This window comes from Streptosporangium sp. NPDC000509, from assembly GCF_042898365.1.
GTDB lineage: Bacteria > Actinomycetota > Actinomycetes > Streptosporangiales > Streptosporangiaceae > Streptosporangium.
The window spans coordinates 80466-102862 of the sequence record NZ_JBIAYX010000020.1; the positions used below are offsets into that span (position 1 = coordinate 80466).

Annotated in this window: 3 protein-coding genes; 2 read left to right on the forward strand and 1 reads right to left on the reverse strand. The window is 70.3% G+C overall.

Translation table 11 applies throughout. From position 1 onward, the window contains the following. Positions 1 to 18: 18 nt before the first annotated feature. Both ACFY3D_RS31855 and ACFY3D_RS31860 read left to right on the forward strand, forming a co-directional pair. Positions 19 to 19293, forward strand: coding sequence for a type I polyketide synthase (locus ACFY3D_RS31855; RefSeq protein WP_389986299.1), 19275 nt, complete (start codon positions 19 to 21; stop codon positions 19291 to 19293). A gap of 169 nt (positions 19294 to 19462) precedes the next feature. Next, a complete protein-coding gene (locus tag ACFY3D_RS31860) occupies positions 19463 to 20443 on the forward strand; it encodes an enoyl-CoA hydratase/isomerase family protein (RefSeq protein ID WP_389986302.1) in 981 nt (326 codons plus the stop codon). Between the two features lie 126 nt (positions 20444 to 20569). Here the strand turns inward: ACFY3D_RS31860 and ACFY3D_RS31865 are convergent, their stop codons facing one another. Next, positions 20570 to 22339: an ABC transporter ATP-binding protein gene (locus ACFY3D_RS31865; protein ID WP_389986305.1), complete on the reverse strand. Its 1770-nt coding sequence runs from the start codon at positions 22337 to 22339 to the stop codon at positions 20570 to 20572. Between the last annotated feature and the right edge of the window lie 58 nt (positions 22340 to 22397).

The following is a 22397-nucleotide window of genomic DNA, read 5'->3' on the forward strand; positions in this document are numbered from 1 at the left end:
ATGTGAAGGGCCACTCTCATGTCTGAAGACCGGAAGCTCGTCGAATACCTGAGGTGGGTCACCGCCGATTTGCACGAGACCCGCCGGCGGCTCGAAGAGGTTGAGTCGGGCAGGCATGAGCCGATCGCTATCGTGTCGATGGCATGCCGCTTTCCAGGTGGGGTCGATTCTCCTGAGGATCTGTGGCGGTTGCTGATCGAGGGTGAGGACGCGATCTCGCCGGTCCCGGCCGATCGAGGCTGGGATGTGGAGCTGCTGTCCGGGATGGGCCTTGATGTTCAGGGTGGGTTCCTGGCGGATGTGGCGGGGTTTGATGCGGGGTTCTTCGGGATCTCGCCGCGTGAGGCGTTGTCGATGGATCCGCAGCAGCGTTTGCTGTTGGAGGGGGCGTGGGAGGCGGTCGAGCGGGCCGGGATCGACCCGCTCTCGCTCAAGGGCAGCCACACCGGCGTGTTCGTGGGCACCAACGGTCAGGACTACATGAGCCTGATCATGAACGCCCCGGCGGATGTGCAGGGCAATGGCGTCACCGGCGTGGCGGCCAGCGTGCTGTCGGGTCGGCTGTCCTACACCCTGGGGTTGGAGGGCCCGGCGGTGACGGTGGACACCGCGTGTTCGTCGTCGCTGGTGACACTGCATCTTGCGTCGCAGGCGCTGCGGTCTGGGGAGTGCTCGCTGGCGCTGGCCGGCGGCATCACGGTGATGACGTCGCCGATGGCGTTGGTCGGATTCGGCCTACAGGGCAGCGGGATGGCGCCCGACGGGCGGTGCAAGGCGTTCTCCGACGCCGCGGACGGCACCAGTTGGTCCGAGGGTGTGGGCATGCTGGTGCTGGAGCGGTTGTCGGACGCGCGCCGCAACGGTCACCAGGTGCTGGCGGTGATGCGTGGGTCGGCGATCAACCAGGACGGTGCGTCCAATGGGTTGACCGCGCCGAACGGTCCTTCCCAGCGGCGGGTGATCCGCCAGGCACTGGTCAGCGCCGGTTTGTCGTCGTCCGAGGTGGACGCGGTGGAGGCGCACGGGACCGGCACGGTTCTGGGCGACCCGATCGAGGCGCAGGCGCTGCTGGCGACCTATGGGCAGGATCGGGGCGAGGATCGTCCGCTGCTGCTGGGGGCGATCAAGTCGAACATCGGTCACACGCAGGCGGCGGCGGGTGTGGTCGGTGTGATCAAGATGGTGCTGGCCATGCAGCACGGCGTGCTGCCCAAGACGCTACATGTCGATACTCCCTCCTCGCACGTGGACTGGTCGGCGGGCGCGGTGAAGTTGCTGACCGAGTCGGCGGAATGGCCGGAGACCGGTCATCCGCGCAGGGCGGGTGTGTCGTCGTTCGGGATCAGTGGCACCAACGCGCACGTGATCCTCGAACAGGGGCCGGAAGCGCCGGAGGGAGAGGGCGTTCCGCAGGACCGGGTGCCGGTTGCGGGTGTGGTGCCGGTGCTGGTGTCGGCGAAGACGGGTGAGGCGTTGCGGGCGCAGGCCGGGCAACTGCTGTCCCTCCTGGAGGGTGAGCCCGGTCCGGGCCTGGTCGATGCGGCGTTCTCGCTGGCGACGACGCGGTCGGCGTTCGAGCACCGGGCGGTGGTGCTGGCCGATGGTCGTGAGGGTGTGCTCGCCGGGTTGGCCGGTCTGGTCGAGGGTCTGCCGGGTGCGGGTGTGGTGCGCGGGGTGGCTGCGGGTGAGCCGCAGTTGGCGGTGTTGTTCACCGGTCAGGGTAGTCAGCGGGCCGGGATGGGCCGGGAGCTGTATGAGCGGTTCCCGGTGTTCGCGACCGCGTTGGACGCGGTGATCGCCGAGTTCGACCCGTTGCTGGACGGATCGCTGCGGCAGGTGTTGTTCGCCGAGCCGGGGTCGGCGCAGGCGGAGGCGCTCGATCAGACCGGGTGGGCTCAGCCGGCGTTGTTCGCGGTGGAGACGGCGCTGTTCCGGCTGGTGGAGTCCTGGGGAGTGCGGCCCGATGTGCTGGCCGGGCACTCGATCGGGGAGATCACGGCCGCGCACGTGGCCGGGGTGCTGTCCTTGAAGGACGCGTGTGCGTTGGTGGCGGCGCGGGCGCGGTTGATGCAGGCGTTGCCCGCCGGTGGGGCGATGGTGGCGGTGCAGACCTCCGAGGAGCAGATCGCCGAGCTGCTGGCCGGGCGGGAGAAGGAGGTGTCGGTCGCGGCGGTGAACGGTCCCACGTCGGTGGTGATCTCCGGGGCCGAGGAGGCGGTGCTGGAGGTTGCCGCCGCTTTGGAGGAACGGGGGATCAGGGCGAAGCGGTTGCGGGTGTCGCACGCGTTCCATTCGCCGTTGATGGATCCGATGTTGGAGGAGTTCCGTACGCTGGCGAGCAGGCTCACCTACGGGGCGCCGAGGACTCCGATCGTGTCGACCCTGACCGGACAGGCGGCGACAGCCGAGCAGCTGTGCTCGCCGGACTACTGGGTCGAGCAGGTCCGCGGCGCGGTCCGCTTCTCCGACGGCATCCGCACCCTCCACGCTCAGGGGGTGCGGGCCTACCTGGAGCTCGGCCCCGACGGGGTGCTGACCGCCATGGCCCAGGACACCATCGCGACCGAGCCGGAGGCACATGGACACGAGTCGCCTGCGGTGCTGGTGCCGGTGCTGCGCAAGGACCGGGACGAGCACATGGCGTCCATGACGGCGCTGGCCGAGCTGCATGTGCACGGGGTGCCGGTCGACTGGCGATCAGTACTGCCGGGCGGGCACCGGGTCGACCTGCCCACCTACCCCTTCGAACGCCAGCAGTTCTGGCCGGAGAACATCGGTTCCGGTATAGGGAACGTGGCGGCGGCGGGGTTGGCCGCGGCGGATCATCCGCTGCTGGGTGCGGTGATGTCGCTGGCCGATTCCGACGGGGTGGTGTTGACGGGTCGGTTGTCGGTGAGTGCGCAGCCGTGGCTGGCCGACTACGTGGTGGCGGGTTCGGTGGTGGTGCCGGGTTCGGCGTTCGTGGAGCTGGCGGTGCGTGCCGGTGACCAGGTCGGCTGCGAGGTGGTCGAGGAGCTGACCCTGGAGGCGCCGTTGATGTTGGGCGAGCGGGATACGGCCGTGGTGCAGGTGTGGGTGGGGGCTCCGCAGGAGGCGGGCCGTCGGAGCGTGAACGTGTATGCCCGCTCGGCCGAGGAGGTGGCGTGGGTGCGGTACGCGACCGGCACGCTCGCGGCCGGTGTTTCGGAGGCCGTGCCGTTCGAGGCGGCGGTGTGGCCGCCGGCTGGGGCGGTCGCGATCGAGGTGGAGGGATTGTACGAGGGGTTGGCCGAGGACGGGTTCGTCTACGGTCCGACGTTCCAGGGGTTGCGGGGGCTCTGGCGGGGTGTCGACGGTGAGGTGTTCGCCGAAGTGGCGTTGCCGGAGCAGGCGGTGTCGGAGGCGGGTTCGTTCGGGGTGCATCCGGCGTTGCTGGATGCGGCGCTGCACGCGGTGCCCTTCGCCGGGTTGGACGATTCCGAGGGCGGTTTGTTGTCGTTCTCCTGGGGTGAGGTGTGTCTGCACGCCGGTGGCGCTTCGGTGTTGCGGGTGCGGCTGGTCAGGACGGGGCCGGATGCGGTGTCGCTGAGCGCGGTGGACGCGGTCGGGGAGTTGGTGGTGTCGGCGCGGTCGGTGGTGTTGCGGCCGGTCTCGGCCGAGCAGCTGAGGGTCTCGGAGGGGGTTGGCGCGGGCTGGGAGTCGTTGTTCGGGGTGGAGTGGGCGTCGGCGGGTGCTGTGCCGAAGGTCGGTGGGGTGTCGGTGGCGGTGCTCGGTGCGGATGCGCTGGGTGTCGCGGCGGCGTTGCGGGCGGCCGGGGACGTGGTGCCGGTGCATGCGGATCTGTCCGCGCTGGCCGAGGCGGGTGCGGTGCCGGGTGTGGTGCTGCTGGAGGTGGTCTCGGATCCGGCGGCCGGGGTGGTGGGGTCGGCGCATGCGCTGACCGCCTATGTTCTGGAGTCGTTGCAGGGCTGGCTGGCCGATGACCGGTTCGCCGAGTCGCGGCTGGTGTTCGTCACCAGGGGTGCGGTCGCGTCGGGTGACGGCGAGGTGGTGGCGGATCTGCCGGCTTCCGGGGTGTGGGGATTGGTCCGCAGTGCTCAGTCGGAGAACCCGGGCCGGTTCGTACTGGTCGACACGGACCGGGACCAGGCCTCGCTGTCGGCCTTGCTCGGTGTGCTGCCGGGAGTGTTGGTGGCGGGTGAGCCGCAGGCGGCGGTGCGTGGGGGCGAGGTGCTGGTCCCGCGATTGGTGCGGGTGACATCCGGCAACGTCTCGGCCGACGTTCTCGCTGATGTCTCCGGTGATGGCGCCGACCGGGTCTGGGATCCGGAGGGGACGGTGTTGATCACCGGTGGTACGGGTGGTCTGGGTGCGCTGTTCGCGCGGCATGTGGTGGCCGAGCGTGGGGTGCGGCGTCTGCTGCTGACCAGCCGCCGGGGGTTGGACGCTCCGGGTGCGGTGGAGTTGCAGGCGGAGTTGATCGCGCACGGGGTCGAGGTCACGGTCGCCGCCTGCGACATGGCCGATCGGGACGCGGTGGCGGCCCTGCTGGCGCAGGTCCCGGCCGAGCACCCCCTGACCGCGGTCATTCACACAGCCGGTGTGTTGGATGACGGGACGATTCCGTCGCTGACGCCGGAGCGGCTGGACGGTGTGCTGCGGCCGAAGGTCGACGCGGCCTGGCATCTGCACGAGCTCACCCGGGAGCTGGATCTGGCGGCGTTCGTGCTGTTCTCCTCCATGGCGGGGGTGGTAGGGGCACCTGGTCAGGGTAACTACGCGGCGGCGAATGTGTTCTTGGACGCGCTGGCTCAGTCGCGCCGGGCCGAGGGGCTGGCGGGGTTGTCGCTGGCGTGGGGTGCGTGGGCTCAGGACGCTGGGATGACCGGCACGCTGGGTGAGATCGAGATGCGGCGGATGGCGCGGGCGGGGATGCCGGCGTTGTCGGCCGAGCAGGGGCTCGCGGCGTTCGAGGCGGCCGCTACGACGGGTCACTCGCCGGTGGTGGTGATGCGATTGGATCTCTCGGTCCTGCGCACGATTCCCGAGGTGCCGCATCTGATGCGTGGCCTGGTACGCGGGGGGCGCCGCCTGGCGGTCTCCGCGTCGGCAAGCGGGGATTCGGAGTTGGTGCGGCGGTTGGCGGGGTTGGACGAGGCCGAGCAGGTTCGGCTGGTGGTGGAGTTGGTGCGGGCTCAGGCGGCGGTGGTGCTGGGGCACGACTCGGGAGAGGACGTTCAGCCCGGACGTGAGTTCCGTGAGCTGGGCTTCGACTCCCTGACCGCGGTGGACCTGCGTAACCGGCTCAACATCGCGACGGGGTTGCGGTTGCCGGCGACGTTGGTGTTCGACTATCCGACGCCGACCGTGCTGTCGCGGTTCCTGGTGTCGGAGCTGCTGGGCCGGCAGGACCTGGCGGCGGTCTCGGGTGTGGTGGCCAGGTCGAGGACGTGGGTGGCGGACGATCCGATCGTGATCGTGGGGATGAGCTGCCGCTTCCCCGGTGGGGTGAACTCTCCGGAGGATCTGTGGCGGTTGCTGTCGGAGGGCGAGGAGGCGATCTCGCCGGTCCCGGCCGACCGGGGCTGGGACCTGGGGATGCTGTCCGGGATGGGCATTGATGTTCAGGGTGGGTTCCTGGCGGATGTTGCGGGGTTTGATGCGGGGTTCTTCGGGATCTCGCCGCGTGAGGCGTTGTCGATGGATCCGCAGCAGCGTTTGCTGTTGGAGACGTCGTGGGAGGCGGTCGAGCGGGCCGGGATCGACCCGCTCTCGCTGAAAGGCAGCCACACCGGCGTGTTCGTGGGCACCAACGGCCAGGACTACACGAGCCTGATCGTAAGTACGCAGACGGATGTGCAAGGCCATGGCGTCACCGGTATGTCGGCCAGCGTGCTGTCGGGTCGGCTGTCCTACACCCTGGGGTTGGAGGGCCCGGCGGTGACGGTGGACACCGCGTGTTCGTCGTCGCTGGTGGCGATGCACATGGCGGCGCAGGCGCTGCGGTCGGGCGAGTGCGGCCTGGCGCTGGTCGGCGGTGCCACGGTGATGGCGTCACCGATGGGGGTCATGGGGTTCAGCGCGCAGGGCGGGTTGTCGCCCGACGGGCGGTGCAAGGCGTTCTCCGACGCCGCGGACGGCACAAGCTGGTCCGAGGGCCTGGGCATGCTGGTGCTGGAGCGGTTGTCGGATGCCCGCCGCAACGGTCATGAGGTGCTGGCGGTGGTGCGGGGTTCGGCGATCAACCAGGATGGTGCGTCGAACGGGTTGACAGCACCGAACGGTCCTTCGCAACAGCGGGTGATCCGCCAGGCGCTGGCCGGTGCCGGGTTGTCGCCGTCCGAGGTGGACGCGGTGGAGGCGCACGGGACCGGCACGGTTCTGGGCGACCCGATCGAGGCGCAGGCCCTGCTGGCCACGTACGGCAAGGACCGGCCGGAGGACCGGCCTCTGCTGCTGGGGGCGATCAAGTCGAACCTGGGTCACACCCAGGCCGCCGCGGGCGTGGCCGGTGTGATCAAGATGGTCTTGGCTCTCCGGCATGGGATGCTGCCCAAGACGTTGCATGTGGACGCGCCGTCCTCGCATGTGGACTGGGCCTCGGGTGCGGTGGAGCTGCTGACCGAGCCGGTCGAGTGGCCTCAGACGGGTCGTCCGCGTCGGGCGGGTGTGTCGTCGTTCGGGATCAGTGGCACCAACGCGCACGTGATCCTCGAACAGGGGCCGGAAGCGCCGGAGGGAGAGGACGTTCCGCAGGACCGGGTTCCTGCCGAGGGTGTGGTGCCGGTGCTGGTGTCGGCGAAGACGGGCCAGGCGTTGCGGGCGCAGGCCGGGCGGTTGGTGTCGGTCCTGGATGGTGAGTCTGGCCCGGGGCTGGCCGATGCGGCGTTCTCGCTGGCGACGACGCGGTCGGCTTTCGAGCATCGGGCGGTGGTGCTGGCCGATGGTCGTGAGGGTGTGCTGGCCGGGCTGGGTGCGTTGGCCGAGGGTCTGCCGGGTGCGGGTGTGGTGCGCGGGGTGGCCGGAGGCGAGCCGAGGCTGGCGTTCCTGTTCACCGGTCAGGGCAGTCAGCGGGCCGGGATGGGCCGGGAGCTGTACGACCGTTTCCCGGTGTTCGCGACCGCGCTGGACGCGGTGATCGCCGAACTGGATCCGTTGCTTGAGGGGTCGTTGCGTGAGGTGCTGTTCGCCGAGCCGGGTACAGCCGAGGCGGAGGCGCTCGATCAGACCGGGTGGGCTCAGCCGGCCCTGTTCGCGGTGGAGACGGCGCTGTTCCGGCTGGTGTCGTCGTGGGGGATCCGGCCCGATGTGCTGGCGGGTCATTCGATCGGGGAGATCACCGCTGCGCATGTGGCCGGTGTGTTGTCGCTGCAGGACGCGTGTGCGTTGGTGGCGGGCCGGGCGCGGTTGATGCAGGCGCTGCCCGCCGGTGGGGCGATGGTGGCGGTGCAGGCCTCCGAGGAGCAGGTCGCCGGGCTGCTGGCCGGACGCGAAGACCAGGTGTCCATCGCGGCCGTCAACGGCCCCACCTCGGTGGTGATCTCCGGGGCCGAGGAGGCGGTGCTGGAGGTTGCCGCCGCTTTGGAGGAGCGGGGGACCAGAGCGAAGCGGTTGCGGGTGTCGCACGCGTTCCATTCACCGTTGATGGACCCGATGCTGGAGGACTTCCGCACCCTGGCGAGCAGGCTCACCTATAGGGCGCCGAGGACTCCGATCGTGTCCACCTTGACCGGGCAGGCGGCCACGGCCGAGCAGCTGTGCTCGCCGGAGTACTGGGTGGAACAGGTCCGCGGCGCGGTCCGTTTCGCCGACGGCGTGAGCACTCTGCGCGCGCAGGGTGTGCGCGCGTATCTGGAGCTGGGTCCCGACGGGGTGCTGACCGCGATGGCGCAGGACACGCTGGAAGCGGACCCGGACCCGAGCACCGCGACGTCCGGCTCGGATGTGGAGCCGGATCCGGACGTGGTACTGGTGCCGGTGCTGCGCAGGGACAGAAACGAGCACGAGGCCGTTACCGAGGCGCTGGCTCGTCTGCACGTGCACGGGGTGCCGGTGAACTGGCAGGCGCTGCTCCCGCGCGGGCGCCGGGTCGATCTGCCGACTTATCCTTTCGAGCATCAGCGGTTCTGGCCTGAGGGCGGTTCCGGTGCGGGGAATGTGGCGGCGGCGGGGTTGGCGGTGGCGGATCATCCGCTGCTGGGCGCCGCGGTCGGGCTGGCCGACTCCGATGGGGTGGTGCTGACGGGTCGGTTGTCGCTCTCGTCGCATCCGTGGCTGGTCGACCACGTGGTGGCGGGTTCGGTGGTGGTGCCGGGGTCGGCGTTCGTGGAGCTGGCGGTGCGTGCCGGTGACCAGGTCGGTTGCGAGGTGGTCGAGGAGCTGACCCTGGAGGCGCCGCTGGTGCTGGGTGAGCGGGACACGGTCGCGTTGCAGGTGTCGGTGGGGGCTTCGCAGGAGTCGGGTCGTCGGAGCGTGGGTGTGTATGCCCGTTCGGCGGATGCGGCCGAGGAGGTGGCGTGGGTACGGCACGCCAGCGGCACGCTCACGACCGAGGCGGCGGAGGTCGCGCCGTTCGAGGCGACGACGTGGCCGCCGGTCGGGGCATCGGTGATCGAGGTGGACGGGCTGTACGAGGAGCTGGCCGAGGACGGGTTCGTCTACGGGCCGACCTTCCAGGGGCTGCGGGCCGCGTGGCACGGCGCCGACGGTGAGGTGTTCGCCGAGGTGGCGTTGCCGGAGCAGGCGCAGTCGAGTGCGGGTTCGTTCGGGGTGCATCCGGCGCTGCTGGACGCGGCGTTGCACGCGGTGGCCTTCGCCGATCTGGATGATTCCGAGGGCGGTTTGTTGCCGTCCTCCTGGGGTGAGGTGTGTCTGCACGCCGGTGGGGCGTCGGTACTGCGGGTGCGGCTGGTCAGGACGGGCCCGGATGCGGTGTCGCTGAGCGCGGTGGATGCGGCCGGGGGGCCGGTGGTGTCGGCGCGCAACGTGGTGTTGCGGCCGGTCTCGGCCGAGCAGCTGAGAGTCTCCGATGGTGTCGGGGCGGGCTGGGAGTCGTTGTTCGGGGTGGAGTGGGCACCGGCGGGTGCCGTGGCGCAGGCGGGTCAGGCGTCGACGCCGGTGGCGGTGCTTGGTGTGGATGGGTTGGGTGTGGCTCCGGCGTTGTGGGAGGCCGGCGATGTGGTGCCGGTGTATGCGGATCTGTCCGTGCTGGCTGAGGCGGGTCCGGTCCCGGCCGTGGTGATGGTGGAGGCGGTCTCGGATCCGGTGGGCGGGGTGGTGTGGTCGGCGCATGCGTTGACCGCCTACGTGCTGGAGTTGTTGCAGGGGTGGCTGGCCGATGATCGGTTCGCCGAGTCGCGGCTGGTGTTCGTCACCCGGGGCGCGGTCGCGTCCGGCGATGGCGGGGTGGTGACCGATCCGGCGGCTGCGGCGGTGTGGGGCCTTGTCCGCAGTGCTCAGTCGGAGAATCCGGGCCGGTTCCTGCTGATCGATGTGGATGAGGAATCCCCACTGTCGGGGCTGCCGGGGATGTTGGTGTCCGAGGAGCCGCAGATGGCGGTGCGCGGAGGCGAGGTGCGGGTTCCGCGCCTGGCACGGGTGGCGCCCGGCCCCGACCTGGACGGAGAGGCAAGTCAGGTCTGGAACCCGGATGGGACGGTGTTGATCACCGGTGGTACGGGTGGTCTGGGTGCGTTGTTCGCGCGGCACGTGGTGGCCGAGCGGGGTGTGCGTCATCTGCTGCTGACCAGCCGCCGGGGCTTGGATGCTCCGGGTGCGGTTGAGTTGCAGGCCGAGTTGATCGCGCACGGGGTCGAGGTCACGATCGCGGCGTGCGACATGGCCGACCGGGACGCGGTGGCGGCCCTGTTGGCGCAGGTCCCGGTCGAGCACCCCCTGACCGCCGTGATCCACACAGCCGGTGTGCTGGTCGACGGGACGATCATGTCGCTGACGCCGGAGCGGCTGGACAGTGTGCTGCGGCCGAAGGTCGACGCCGCCTGGCACCTGCACGAGCTCACCCAGGACCTGGACCTGGCCGGGTTCGTGCTGTTCTCCTCGCTCGCAGGGGTGATAGGCAACGCCGGGCAGGGTAACTACGCGGCGGCCAACGTGTTCTTGGACGCGTTGGCCCAGGTGCGCCGGGCCGAGGGGCTGGCGGGGTTGTCGCTGGCGTGGGGTGCGTGGGCCCAGGACGCGGGGATGACCGGCACGCTGGGTGAGATCGAGATGCGGCGGATCAACCGGACGGGGATACCGGCGTTGTCGGCCGAGCAGGGGCTCGCGGCGTTCGAGGCGGCCACCGCGTCGGGCCGGGCGATGGTGGCGCCGGTGCGGCTGGAGCCGTCGGCGTTGCGGGCGATGGGCGAGGTGCCGCATCTGATGCGGGGCCTGGTGCGTGCGGGCCGTCGCCTGGCGGTCTCCGCGTCGGCGGGCGGGGATTCGGAGTTGGTGCGGCGGTTGGCGGGGTTGGACGAGGCCGAGCAGGTTCGGCTGGTGGTGGAGTTGGTGCGGGCTCAGGCGGCGGTGGTGCTGGGGCACGACTCGGGAGAGGACGTTCAGCCCGGACGGGAGTTCCGTGAGCTGGGCTTCGACTCCCTGACCGCGGTGGATCTGCGTAACCGGCTGAATGTCGCCACCGGCCTGCGGTTGCCGACGACGATGGTGTTCGACTATCCGACGCCGGCCGCGCTGGCGCGGTTCCTGGTGTCGGAGCTGCTGGGCCGCGAGGACCTGTCGGCGGTCTCGGGTGTGGTGGCCGGGCCGAGGGCGTCGGTGGCCGACGATCCGGTGGTGATCGTGGGGATGAGCTGCCGGTTCCCCGGTGGGGTGAACTCGCCGGAGGAGCTGTGGCGGTTGCTGTCGGAAGGCGAGGACGCGATCTCGCCGGTCCCGGCCGACCGGGGCTGGGATATGGATCTGCTGTCCGGGATGGGCATTGATGTTCAGGGTGGGTTCCTGGCGGATGTGGCGGGGTTTGATGCGGGGTTCTTCGGGATCTCGCCCCGTGAGGCGCTCGCGATGGACCCGCAGCAGCGCCTGCTGTTGGAGGGGGTGTGGGAGGCGGTCGAGCGGGCCGGGATCGACCCGGTCTCGCTGAAGGGCAGCTCCACCGGCGTGTTCGTGGGAAGCAACAGCCTGGACTACACGGGCCTGATCGTGGGTACTCAGGCGGATGGGCAAGGCCATAGCGTCACCGGTCTCTCGGCCAGCGTGCTGTCGGGCCGCCTGTCGTACATGCTGGGCCTGGAGGGTCCGGCGATGACGGTGGACACCGCGTGTTCGTCGTCACTGGTGACACTGCACCTGGCGGCGCAGGCGCTGCGGTCGGGCGAGTGCGGCCTGGCGCTGGCCGGCGGTATCACGGTGATGGCGTCACCGATGGGGGTCATGGGGTTCAGCGCGCAGGGCGGGTTGTCGCCCGATGGTCGCTGCAAGGCGTTCTCCGACAGCGCGGACGGCACCAGCTGGTCCGAGGGGGTGGGCATGCTGGTGCTGGAGCGGCTGTCGGACGCCCGCCGCAACGGCCATGAGGTGCTGGCGGTGGTGCGGGGTTCGGCGGTGAACCAGGACGGTGCGTCGAACGGGTTGACCGCGCCGAACGGTCCGTCTCAGCAGCGGGTGATCCGCCAGGCGCTGGCCGGTGCGGGGTTGTCGCCGTCCGAGGTGGATGCGGTGGAGGCGCATGGTACGGGTACCAAGTTGGGTGACCCGATCGAGGCCCAGGCGCTGCTGGCGACCTACGGTCAGGACCGGCCGGAGGACCGTCCGCTGCTGCTGGGCGCGATCAAGTCGAACATCGGTCACACGCAGGCGGCGGCCGGTGTGGCCGGTGTGATCAAGATGGTGCTCGCGATGCGGCACGGTGTGCTGCCTCGGACGTTGCACGTGGACGAGCCGTCGTCGCATGTGGACTGGGCTTCGGGTGCGGTGGAGTTGCTGACCGAGCAGGTCGAGTGGCCTCAGACGGGTCGTCCGCGTCGGGCGGGTGTGTCGTCGTTCGGGATCAGTGGCACCAACGCGCACGTGATCCTCGAACAGGGGCCGGAAGCACCGGAAGAGGACGTGCCGCAGGAACGGGCGCCGGCTGTGGGTGTGGTGCCGGTGCTGGTGTCGGCGAAGACGGGTGAGGCGTTGCGGGTGCAGGCCGGGCGGCTGGCGTCGGTCCTGGAGGGTGAGTCCGGTCCGGGGCTGGCCGATGCGGCGTTCTCGCTGGCGACGACGCGGTCGGCGTTCGAGCATCGGGCGGTGGTGCTGGCAGCCGATCGTGAGGGTGTGCTGGCCGGGCTGGCAGGCGTGGCCGAGGATCGGCCGGGTGCGGGTGTGGTGCGCGGGGTGGCGGCGGGTGAGCCGAGGCTGGCGGTGTTGTTCACCGGTCAGGGCAGTCAGCGGGCCGGGATGGGCCGGGAGCTGTATGAGCGGTTCCCGGTGTTCGCCAAGGCCCTGGACGCGGTGATCGCGGAGCTGGACCCGATGCTCGACGGTTCGCTGCGTGAGGTGCTGTTCGCCGACCAGGCCGGGCTGCTGGATCAGACGGGCTGGGCGCAGCCGGCGCTGTTCGCGCTGGAGACCGCCCTGTTCCGACTGGTCGAGTCGTGGGGTGTACGGCCGGATGTGCTCGCCGGTCATTCGATCGGGGAGATCACGGCGGCTCACGTGGCCGGGGTGCTGTCGCTGGCCGATGCGTGTGCGCTGGTGGCGGCCAGGTCGCGGCTGATGCAGGCCTTGCCGACCGGCGGGGTGATGGTGGCGGTGCAGGCGACAGAGGAGGAGGTCGCCGAGCTGCTCGCCGGGCGTGAGAGCGAGGTGTCCGTCGCGGCTGTCAACGGTCCCACCTCTGTGGTGATGGCCGGTGTCGAGGAGTCGGTGCTCGGGATCGCCGCCGTCCTGGAAGAGCGTGGGGTGCGAACCAAGCGGTTGCGGGTGTCGCATGCGTTCCATTCGCCGTTGATGGATCCGATGCTGGAGGACTTCCGCACGCTGGCGAGCAGGCTCACCTACAACCCGCCGCGGGTTCCGATCGTGTCCACCCTGACGGGAGAAGCAGCCGCGGCTGAGCAGTTGTGCTCGCCGGATTACTGGGTGGACCAGGTCCGTGGCGCGGTCCGTTTCGCCGACGGCGTGCGCGTTCTGCACGGGCAGGGCGTGCGGGCCTATCTGGAGCTGGGCCCCGATGGCGTCCTGACCGCCATGGCCCAGGACACGCTGGCGGCGGACCCAAGCTCCGACGTGGTGCTGGTCCCGGTGCTGCGCAGGGGCCGGGACGAGCACGAGGTCGTCACCGAGGCGCTGGCTCATCTGCACGTGCACGGCGTACCGGTGCAGTGGCAGGCGGTGCTCCCGCGTGGACGCCGGGTCGACCTGCCCACCTACGCCTTCCAGCACCAGCGGTTCTGGCCCGAGACCGACGGCCTGGCCCAGGGCGCCGCCGCGGCCGATCCGGTGGACGCGGAGTTCTGGGCGACCATCGAGCGTGAGGATCTCCAGTCCCTCGCGGCGCGGCTGGATGTGGAGCAGGAGACGCTCAGCGCGGTGTTGCCGGCGTTGACGTCCTGGCGCCGAGCCCGGCGCGAGACGTCCGTCGCGGACTCCTGGCGATACCGCGTCATCTGGAAGCCGCTGACCAACGTCTCGGCCGCCGTCGTCCCGGGCACCTGGCTCGTCGTGGTGCCCGCGGAGCTGGCCGGCGACGTCTGGGCGGAGTCCGTGGTCCAGATGTTCGGCGCGGCAGCCGTACGGCTGGACGTATCCGGACAGGACCGGGCCGCGCTCGCCGAGCAACTGCGCGAGAGCCTCGACGCGGAGCCGGCCGGGGTGGCATCGCTGCTGGCGCTGCGTGAGACCACGGAGCCAGGTGTCTCGGAGGGCTCGGCGCTGACGTTGACCCTGCTGCAGGCACTGGGCGATGCCGGTGTCGAGGCGCCGTTGTGGTGCGTCACGAAGGGCGCCGTCTCGATCGGCCGGTCCGACACGGCGCCGAGCCCGGCTCAGGCGGGCGTGTGGGGCCTCGGCCGGGTGGCCGCGCTGGAGCACCCGAACCGGTGGGGCGGCCTGATCGACCTTCCCCGGACGCTGGACCAGCGGGTGGTGACCTGGCTGGCGGGCATCCTCACCGTTCCCGACTCCGAGGATCAGGTGGCGATCCGCTCGACCGGCGTCTACGGCCGCAGACTGGCCCACGCTCCCTACCGGGGCACCGACACCATGCCACGACCGCACGGCACGATCTTGATCACCGGTGGCACGGGCGCGCTCGGTGGTCACGTGGCCCGGTGGCTGGCCGCCCAAGGCGTCGAACATCTCGTGCTGACGAGCAGGCGGGGCATGGCGGCCGACGGTGCGGCCGAGTTGCGCGACGAGCTGACCGCGCTGGGCGCCCGGGTGAGCATCGTGGCGTGTGACGCGGCCGACGCGGACGCCCTCGCGGCCGTGCTGGCCGACATCCCGGCCGAGTACCCGCTGACCGGGGTTGTCCATGCCGCCGGTATCAGCCCGGTGAACAGCCTGGACGGGCTGGACGCCGCCGAGCTGGCCGAGGTGATGCGGGCGAAGGTCCTCGGCGCGCTGAACCTCGACGCGCTGCTGGGCGACCGCGAGCTCGACTTCTTCGTGCTGTTCTCCTCGATCGCCGCGGTGTGGGGCAGTGGTGGCCAGGCCGCCTACGCCGCCGCCAACGCCTCCCTTGACGCCCTCGCCCGCCGGCGGCGTACGCGTGGAGTCGTGGCGACCTCGGTCGCCTGGGGCCCGTGGGCCGGGGACGGCATGGCCGCCGCCAACGGGGCGCAGGACTACCTGTCCAGGCGGGGCGTCCGGACCATGGCGCCGGGGGCGGCCGTCACCGCGCTGTGGCGGGCGGTCGCGCATCAGGACGCGAGCGTGGCGGTCGCGGACATCGCCTGGGAGCTGTTCGCCCCGACCTTCACCGCCGTACGGCAGAGCGCTCTGCTCGGCGATCTGCCGGAGGTGCGGAGTCTGGTTGAGGCAGGCCGTACCCTCCGGGAGGAAGAGCAGTCGGCCGTTTCCGCGCTCCGGGAGCGGCTGCGCGAGCTGGCGGCGGATGAGCGGTCGCAGGTCCTGCGGGGCATGGTCCGCGAGCAGGTCGCCGTGGTGCTGCGGCATTCCAGCGCGGAGGCGATCGAGACCGAGCGCGCCTTCAAGGACCTCGGGTTCGACTCGCTCACCGCGGTCGAACTTCGCAACGCGCTCCATGCCGCGACCGGCCTGAGCCTGCCGGCGACGCTGGTCTTCGACTATCCGACGCCCGCCGTCCTGGCGGACTTCCTGCTGGCGGAGCTGCTCGGCGAGCAGGGGCAGGTGGGGGTGCCGTCGGCGGTGGTGCCGGTGGCGGACGATCCGATCGCGATCGTGTCGATGGCATGCCGGTATCCGGGTGGGGTGAGCTCTCCGGAGGATCTGTGGCGGTTGCTGATCGAGGGACAGGACGCGATCTCTACATACCCGGTCGATCGGGGCTGGGATGTGGAGACGGTATCGATGCTGGGCCAGGAGTGTCAGGGCGGGTTCTTGTCCGATGTGGCGGGGTTCGATCCAGGGTTCTTCAAGATCACGCCGGGTGAGGCGCTGGCGATGGACCCGCAGCAGCGCCTGCTGCTGGAAGGGGCGTGGGAGGCGATCGAGCGGGCCGGGATCGACCCGGTCTCGCTGAGAGGTAGCCACACCGGGGTGTTCGTGGGCACCAGTGGCCAGGACTACGGGAATCTGTTCCTGGAAGCCGGGGAAGAGGTGAGGCAGTACGCCCTCACCGGTACGGCGGCCAGCGTGCTGTCGGGCCGCCTGTCCTACGCCCTGGGCCTGGAAGGCCCGACGATGACGATCGACACCGCGTGCTCGTCGTCCTTGGTCGCCATACACCTGGCGGCGCAGGCGCTGCGTTCGCGCGAGTGCAGCCTGGCGCTGGCAGGCGGTGTCAAGGTGATAGCCACCCCGTTCGGGTTCTTCGGTCTCGGCGTGGAAGGCGGGATGGCGCCCGATGGGCGGTGTAAGGCGTTCTCCGACACCGCGGACGGTACCGGCTGGTCCGAGGGTGTGGGCATGCTGGTGCTGGAGCGGCTGTCGGACGCCCGCCGCAACGGCCATGAGGTGCTGGCGGTGGTGCGGGGTTCGGCGGTGAACCAGGACGGTGCGTCCAACGGTCTGACCGCGCCGAACGGTCCTTCGCAGCAGCGGGTGATCCGCCAGGCGCTGGCCGGGGCCGGACTGACCGCCGCCGAGGTGGATGTCGTGGAGGCGCACGGCACCGGCACCAGGCTGGGTGACCCGATCGAGGCCCAGGCGCTGCTGGCCACCTATGGTCAGAACCGTGAAGCCGACCAGCCGCTGCTGCTGGGCGCGATCAAGTCGAACATCGGTCACACCCAGGCCGCCGCAGGCGTGGCCGGTGTGATCAAGATGGTGCTGGCCATGCGGCACGGAGTGCTGCCCAAGACGCTGCACGTGGACGCGCCCTCGTCGCAGGTGGACTGGTCGGCGGGCGAGGTGGAACTGCTGACCGAGCAGGCCGAGTGGCCGAGGACCGGTCGTCCGCGCCGGGCGGGGGTGTCGTCGTTCGGGATCAGCGGCACCAACGCCCACCTGATCATCGAGCAGGAGCCGGAGGTACCGCAGGCCGAGCCAGGGGTGCGGGACCGGACGCCGGTGGCGGGTCCGGTGCCCTGGGTGGTGTCCGCCAGAAGTGACGAGGCGTTGCGTGAGCAGGCGCGACGGCTGGCGGCGCAGGTGAGTGCGCACCGCGAGTTGGACCGGGTGGATATGGGATTCTCGCTGGTCACGACGCGGTCGGCGTTCGAGCATCGGGCAGTGGTGCTGGCCGGCGATCGTGATGGTGTGCTGGCCGGTCTGCGGGCTGTTGCCGAGGATCTGCCGGGTGCGGGTGTGGTGCGCGGGGTGGCCGGGGCGGAGCCGCGGCTGGCGGTGTTGTTCACCGGTCAGGGGAGTCAGCGGGCGGGGATGGGCCGCGAGCTGTATGAGCGGTTCCCGGTGTTCGCGGAGGCGTTGGAGGAGGTGTTCGCCGAGCTTGAGCCGCTGCTGGAGGAGTTCGACCGGAAGCCTGCCTGGGGGGCGGACAGCGAGGAGGCTGAGCGGGCGGGGCGTTACCGGGGTTGTTCGTTGCGGGAGGTGTTGTTCGCCGAGCCGGGTAGTGAGCAGGCGGGGTTGCTGGATCGGACGGGGTGGGCGCAGCCTGCGTTGTTCGCGGTGGAGACGGCGTTGTTCCGGTTGGTGTCCTCATGGGGGGTTCGGCCACGTGTGCTGGCGGGGCATTCGATCGGGGAGATAGCGGCTGCGCATGTGGCCGGGGTGCTGTCCTTGAAGGACGCGTGTGTGCTGGTGGCGGGTCGGGCGCGGTTGATGCAGGCGCTTCCTGCGGGTGGGGCGATGGTGGCGGTGCAGGCCTCCGAGGAGGAGGTCGCCGCTCTGCTGGCGGGCCATGAGGGTGAGGTGTCGATCGCGGCGGTGAACGGTCCGTCCTCGGTGGTGATCTCCGGCGTGGAGGAGCCGGTGCTCGGGGTCGCCGCGGTGTTGGAGGAGCGGGGGATCAGGGCGAAGCGGTTGCGGGTGTCGCACGCGTTCCATTCGGCGTTGATGGATCCGATGTTGGAGGAGTTCCGCGCTCTGGCCCGTACGCTGACCTACAGCGCGCCGCGAATCCCGGTCGTCTCGAACGTGACCGGCGAGGTGGCCACGGCCGAGCAACTGTGCTCGCCGGACTACTGGGTGGAGCAGGTGCGCGGCGCGGTCCGCTTCGCCGACGGGGTGCGCACCCTGCACGCGCAGGGCGTACGGGCCTACCTGGAGCTCGGCCCCGACGGCGTGCTGACCGCGATGGCCGGCGACACCCTCGCCGCGCTCGCCGCATCGCCCGCCAACCGGCACCGGTCGGACACGGTGCTGGTGCCGGTGCTGCGTAAGGACAGGGACGAGCATACGGCGGCTACGGTTGCGCTGGCCGAGCTGTACGTGCACGGGGTTCCTGTCGACTGGCGGCTGGTGCTGCCGCCTGGCGGGCGCCGGATCGACCTGCCCACCTACGCCTTCCAGCGTCGGCGTTACTGGCTCGACGGAACCGGTTCGCCTACGAAAAACCCAGCGGAGACGGGGCTGGCCGCGGCGGTGGCTCTGGCCGATTCCGACGAGGTGGTGCTGACCGCTCGGGAGCGGTTGCGCGGGCTTGGAGAAGCGCAGCAGCACGAGGTGCTGCAGGAATTGGTGCAGCGTCATGCGGCTGCCGTTCTCGGCCACGGGGAATCCTCGGCCGTCGATCTCGAACATGATTTCTTCGAGCTGGGCTTCGACTCGTTCAGCGCGACCGAATTGCGTAACTCCCTCGCCAGGGCGGTTGGTTGGGAATTCCCGTTGATGGCGGTGTTCGAGAACAAGAACTCCGCTGGTCTCGCCCATTGGCTTCGGCATGAACTCGTCACCCGGACGAATGCCGGCGAGGCGACTGCGACCTCGATGGCGGGCCAGGTGAACGACACCTTGGCAGAGTTGTTCCGTGGCGCTTTCCGTTCCGGGAAAACGCAGGAGGCGTTCGAATTGCTGTATGCCGTGGCGAGGGCCCGGCCCACGTACGACGCACCTGTCGACCCGAAGGAAATACCCCGATCGGTGACGCTGGCCGGTGGCGCGACTCTGCCTCGCTTGATCTGTGTGAGTTCGTCCACGGTGACCGGTGGCGTTCACCAGTACGCGCGGTTCGCCGCGCACTTCCGCGGGGAAAGGCACGTCTCGGCGCTTCCCCTGCTCGGCTACGCCACCGGTGAGGGTCTTCCCGCCACGATCGATGTCGCCCTCGGGAGCATCGCGGAAAGCATCGTGCAGGCCAGTGAGGGGGAACCGTTCGTGCTCGTCGGTCATTCGGCCGGTGGCATTCTCGCTTACGGCGCAGCCGGTGTACTGGAGAAGTCGGGGATCTCCCCGGAGGCGGTGGTGATGATGGACTCCTTCCATCCCCGCGCGGGTGGCGATTCGCAGATGCTGTCCGAGCAGGTGCTGCAGTACATCATGCAGATGGAGACGGTTTTCGGCGAGTTCAACACCGCGCGACTGTCCGCCATGGGGCACTGGTCTGCCATTACGCACGGCATCGAACTGGCCGATGTGAGAGCGCCGGTGCTGTTCGTACAGTGCACGGAGCCGTTCTCCGAGGTCGAACCCGAATCGGATTACTGGCGGGCGACGCCGTTCGACCCGTCGCATGCCGTACGGACGATCGAGGCGAACCACTTCTCGATGCTCGCCGAGAAGGCAGAGGACACGGCCCGCCTGATCGACGGTTGGTTCCGCTCGGCACACTGACCGTCGCGTCACGTACGGACGCGGGCCGCTCGAAGAGGTGGCCACCAGTAATAGTGATTGTGCGAGTCGCTTCTGCGGTTCACTGTGCCCAGTGGCATCGCCGGGAGGGTTTGTCAGACCAATGGATCGTGCAGCTCCACCCAGTAGAGAACAGACGGACCACCGGCCGGTGGATGGCAGCTCAGCGGGTCTCGAACTGTCCACGTTGCGGCTTGAGCAGTCGGGCCGGGTGCTGACGGCGCGGGTGGACGCTCCGCCGTTCAACTACATGACCTTGGCGATGCAGCGGGACTTCATCCGGCTCGTCGAGGCGGTGGAGCAGGACGCCTCGGTCGGCGCGGTCGTCGTCACCGGCGCGCGCCCCGGCCGGTTCATCACCCACTTCGACATCGCCGACCTCTCTTCGCAGGCGGACGGCACGCCGGAGATCTCCCGCGCGGTCGCTCAGAACCTGTACCGGACTGTGCGGACCATGACGGGCCGGGCGGGTGAACGTCTGATCGCCCGTTCCTCGCTCAAAGGACTGCTCGCGGTGACCCGGTTCCATGACATGGCGCTGCGGCTGATGCACTCCCCGGCGGTGTGGATCGCCGCGGTGAACGGGCCGTGCGGCGGCGGTGGCCTGGAGATGTCGGTCTTCTTCGACATGCGGGTGTCCGCCGACCGTGATGCCGGTTTCAGCCTGCCCGAACTGTCGCTGGGGCTGAACACCTCCCTGGGCGGGCAGCGGCTCGTCCAGCTCCTCGGGCCGTCCCGGGCCCTGGAGATGATGCTCGAAGCGCGTTCCTACACGCCGCAGGAGGCTCTGCAACTGGGCCTGGTGAACCGGGTGGTGCCGGCCGAGGACCTGCTGGACACGGTGCGGCGGATGGCGGAACGCTATGCCAGGCGACCGAGGAAGGCCGTGGCCCTGCAGAAGCGGATCTTCAATGACGCCCCTTCCCTCTCGGCCAGGGCCAGCCTCAACCAGGAGGCCGTCGCCGCGCTGATGAGCATGTCGTCACCGGTCACCCAGGCCGCCATGCGGCGGTGGGTGCGGATGCAGGAGGGCACCGACGGCGACTCGGTGTTCCTGACCCGGCCGGAACCCTGGACCGAGGGCACCGCGCTCGACATGAACGTTCCCGCGCACGGACCGACACCGTCATGACCGGTGCTCTCCCCGTCGCGACGGGGAGAGCACCGGCCGGCGGATCTCGCGGCCGAAGGTTCGAGCGCCCCGCCGGAGCGGCCTCGCGGCTGTCGCCCGCGAATGCCGCACCGGCTTCCTGAAGCGTCAGGACGTGACGAGGAACTGGGTCGCGGCGAGCTCGCGGTAGAGGTCGTCGGCGTCGACCAACTCGTCATGGGTGCCGTAGGCGCGGACCCGGCCCGCCTCCATGAGGATGATCCGGTTGGCGCCGGTGACGGTGGAGAGCCGATGGGCGATGACCAGTACCGTGGTCTCCCGCGCCACCTCGGCCACCACCTCGCGCAGGCGCAGCTCGTTCACGGCGTCGAGCTGCGAGGTGGCCTCGTCGAGCAGCAGCAGACGGGGTTTGCGAAGCAGTGCCCTCGCGATGGCCACCCGCTGGCGTTCCCCGCCGGAGAGCAGGACGCCGCGGTGGCCGACAGGTGTGTCGAGGCCTTCGGGCAGGCGGGCGATCAGATCGTCCAGGCGGGTGCGGGCCACGGCGTGGGCGATCTCCTCCTCGGTGGCGCCGGGCGCGCCGAAGACGAGGTTCTCCCGGAATGTACCGGCGAGGACGGGGGCGTCCTGCTCCACGTAGCCGAGCGAGGCGCGCAGCTCGCTCAGCGGCCATTCGCGGATGTCCCGGCCGTCGATGAGGATTCGCCCGGCCTGTGGTTCGTAGAACCGTTCGATGAGCCCGAAGACCGTGGACTTGCCGGCTCCCGAAGGGCCGACCAGGGCGGTCATGCCGCCCGCGGGCACCTCGAAGTCCACCCGGTCGTGGACGATCGACCGGTTCTCGCCGTACCGGAAGACCACGCCGCTGAAGACGAGGCCGACGGGGTCGGTGCTCTCCGGCTCCCGCGTCTCGGGGACGGGCGGCTCGGACGGAAGTTCGGAGATCTCCTGGATACGGGTTATCGCGGCCAGGCCGTTCTGCATCTGGGTGAGGTTGTCGATCAGCGTCCCGATCGGGGAGACCAGGTAGAACATGTAGAGAAGGAAGGCGACCAGCGACGAGATCTCCAACGCCCCGCCGGCGACGCGCGCGCCGCCCACTCCGAGCACGGCGAGGAACGCCAGCTGGGTGGCCATCCAGGTGCCGACGCTCGTGACCGAGGTCCACGCGGCGGCGGCCACGCCGCGGTCACGTGCCTCGGAGGCCGCGACGCCCACCACCGCGATCTCGCGTGCCTCGGCCCCGCTGGCCTTGACCGTGCGGAACGCCTGGAGCGCGCGGTCGAGTATGGAGCTCATCTCACCCAGGGCGACCTGGGCCTGGAGCGACGCCCGGCCGATGCGCGGCACGATCGACGCCGCTATCAGGCCGATCAGGGCGACCACCGCGAGCGTGACCAGGAGGAGCAGGCCGTCGATGACGGCCATCAGCACCACCGCGCCCAGGAACATGAAGATCGCGTTCACCGAGCTGGCCAGCGCGTCCGTGCAGACAGCGCGCAGCAGCGTGGTGTCGGAGTTGACCCTGGAGAGCAGGTCTCCCGGCTTGAGCCGGTCCACGTCGGCCACCCTGAGCCGCAGGATGCGGTCGACGAGGCTCATGCGCGAGGTCAGCACGATTCCCTCGCCCATCCGCTCCAGCAGGAAGCGACCCGCCCCCAGCAGCAGGGCCGCCAGCAGGACCGCCACCGACAGCCAGAGGATCGGGCCGGCGAGGTCGCCACCGTTTCCGAAGGCGTCGATCACGCTCTTGGCGAGGATCGGCATCGCCAGCCCGGCGGAGCTCCCCACCAGGGTGAACACGCCACCCAGCAGCAGCACGCGTTTGTGCGGCCGGACCAGGTCGAACAGCGGCCGCCACGAGTTCCACCTGCCCAGGCCGCCGAGGCGCACCCGCCCGCGCGGAACCTTCTCCATCCGAGGCGCTGGTATGCCGCCTGCCTGCTGACCCCGAGGGTCTCCGCTGTCTGCGTCC

Excerpts from the sequence above, each read along its gene's own strand:
- ACFY3D_RS31855 (WP_389986299.1), top strand. The coding sequence starts at position 19 with ATGTCTGAAGACCGGAAGCTCGTCGAATACCTGAGGTGGGTCACCGCC.
- ACFY3D_RS31865 (WP_389986305.1), bottom strand. The coding sequence starts at position 22,339 with ATGGAGAAGGTTCCGCGCGGGCGGGTGCGCCTCGGCGGCCTGGGCAGG.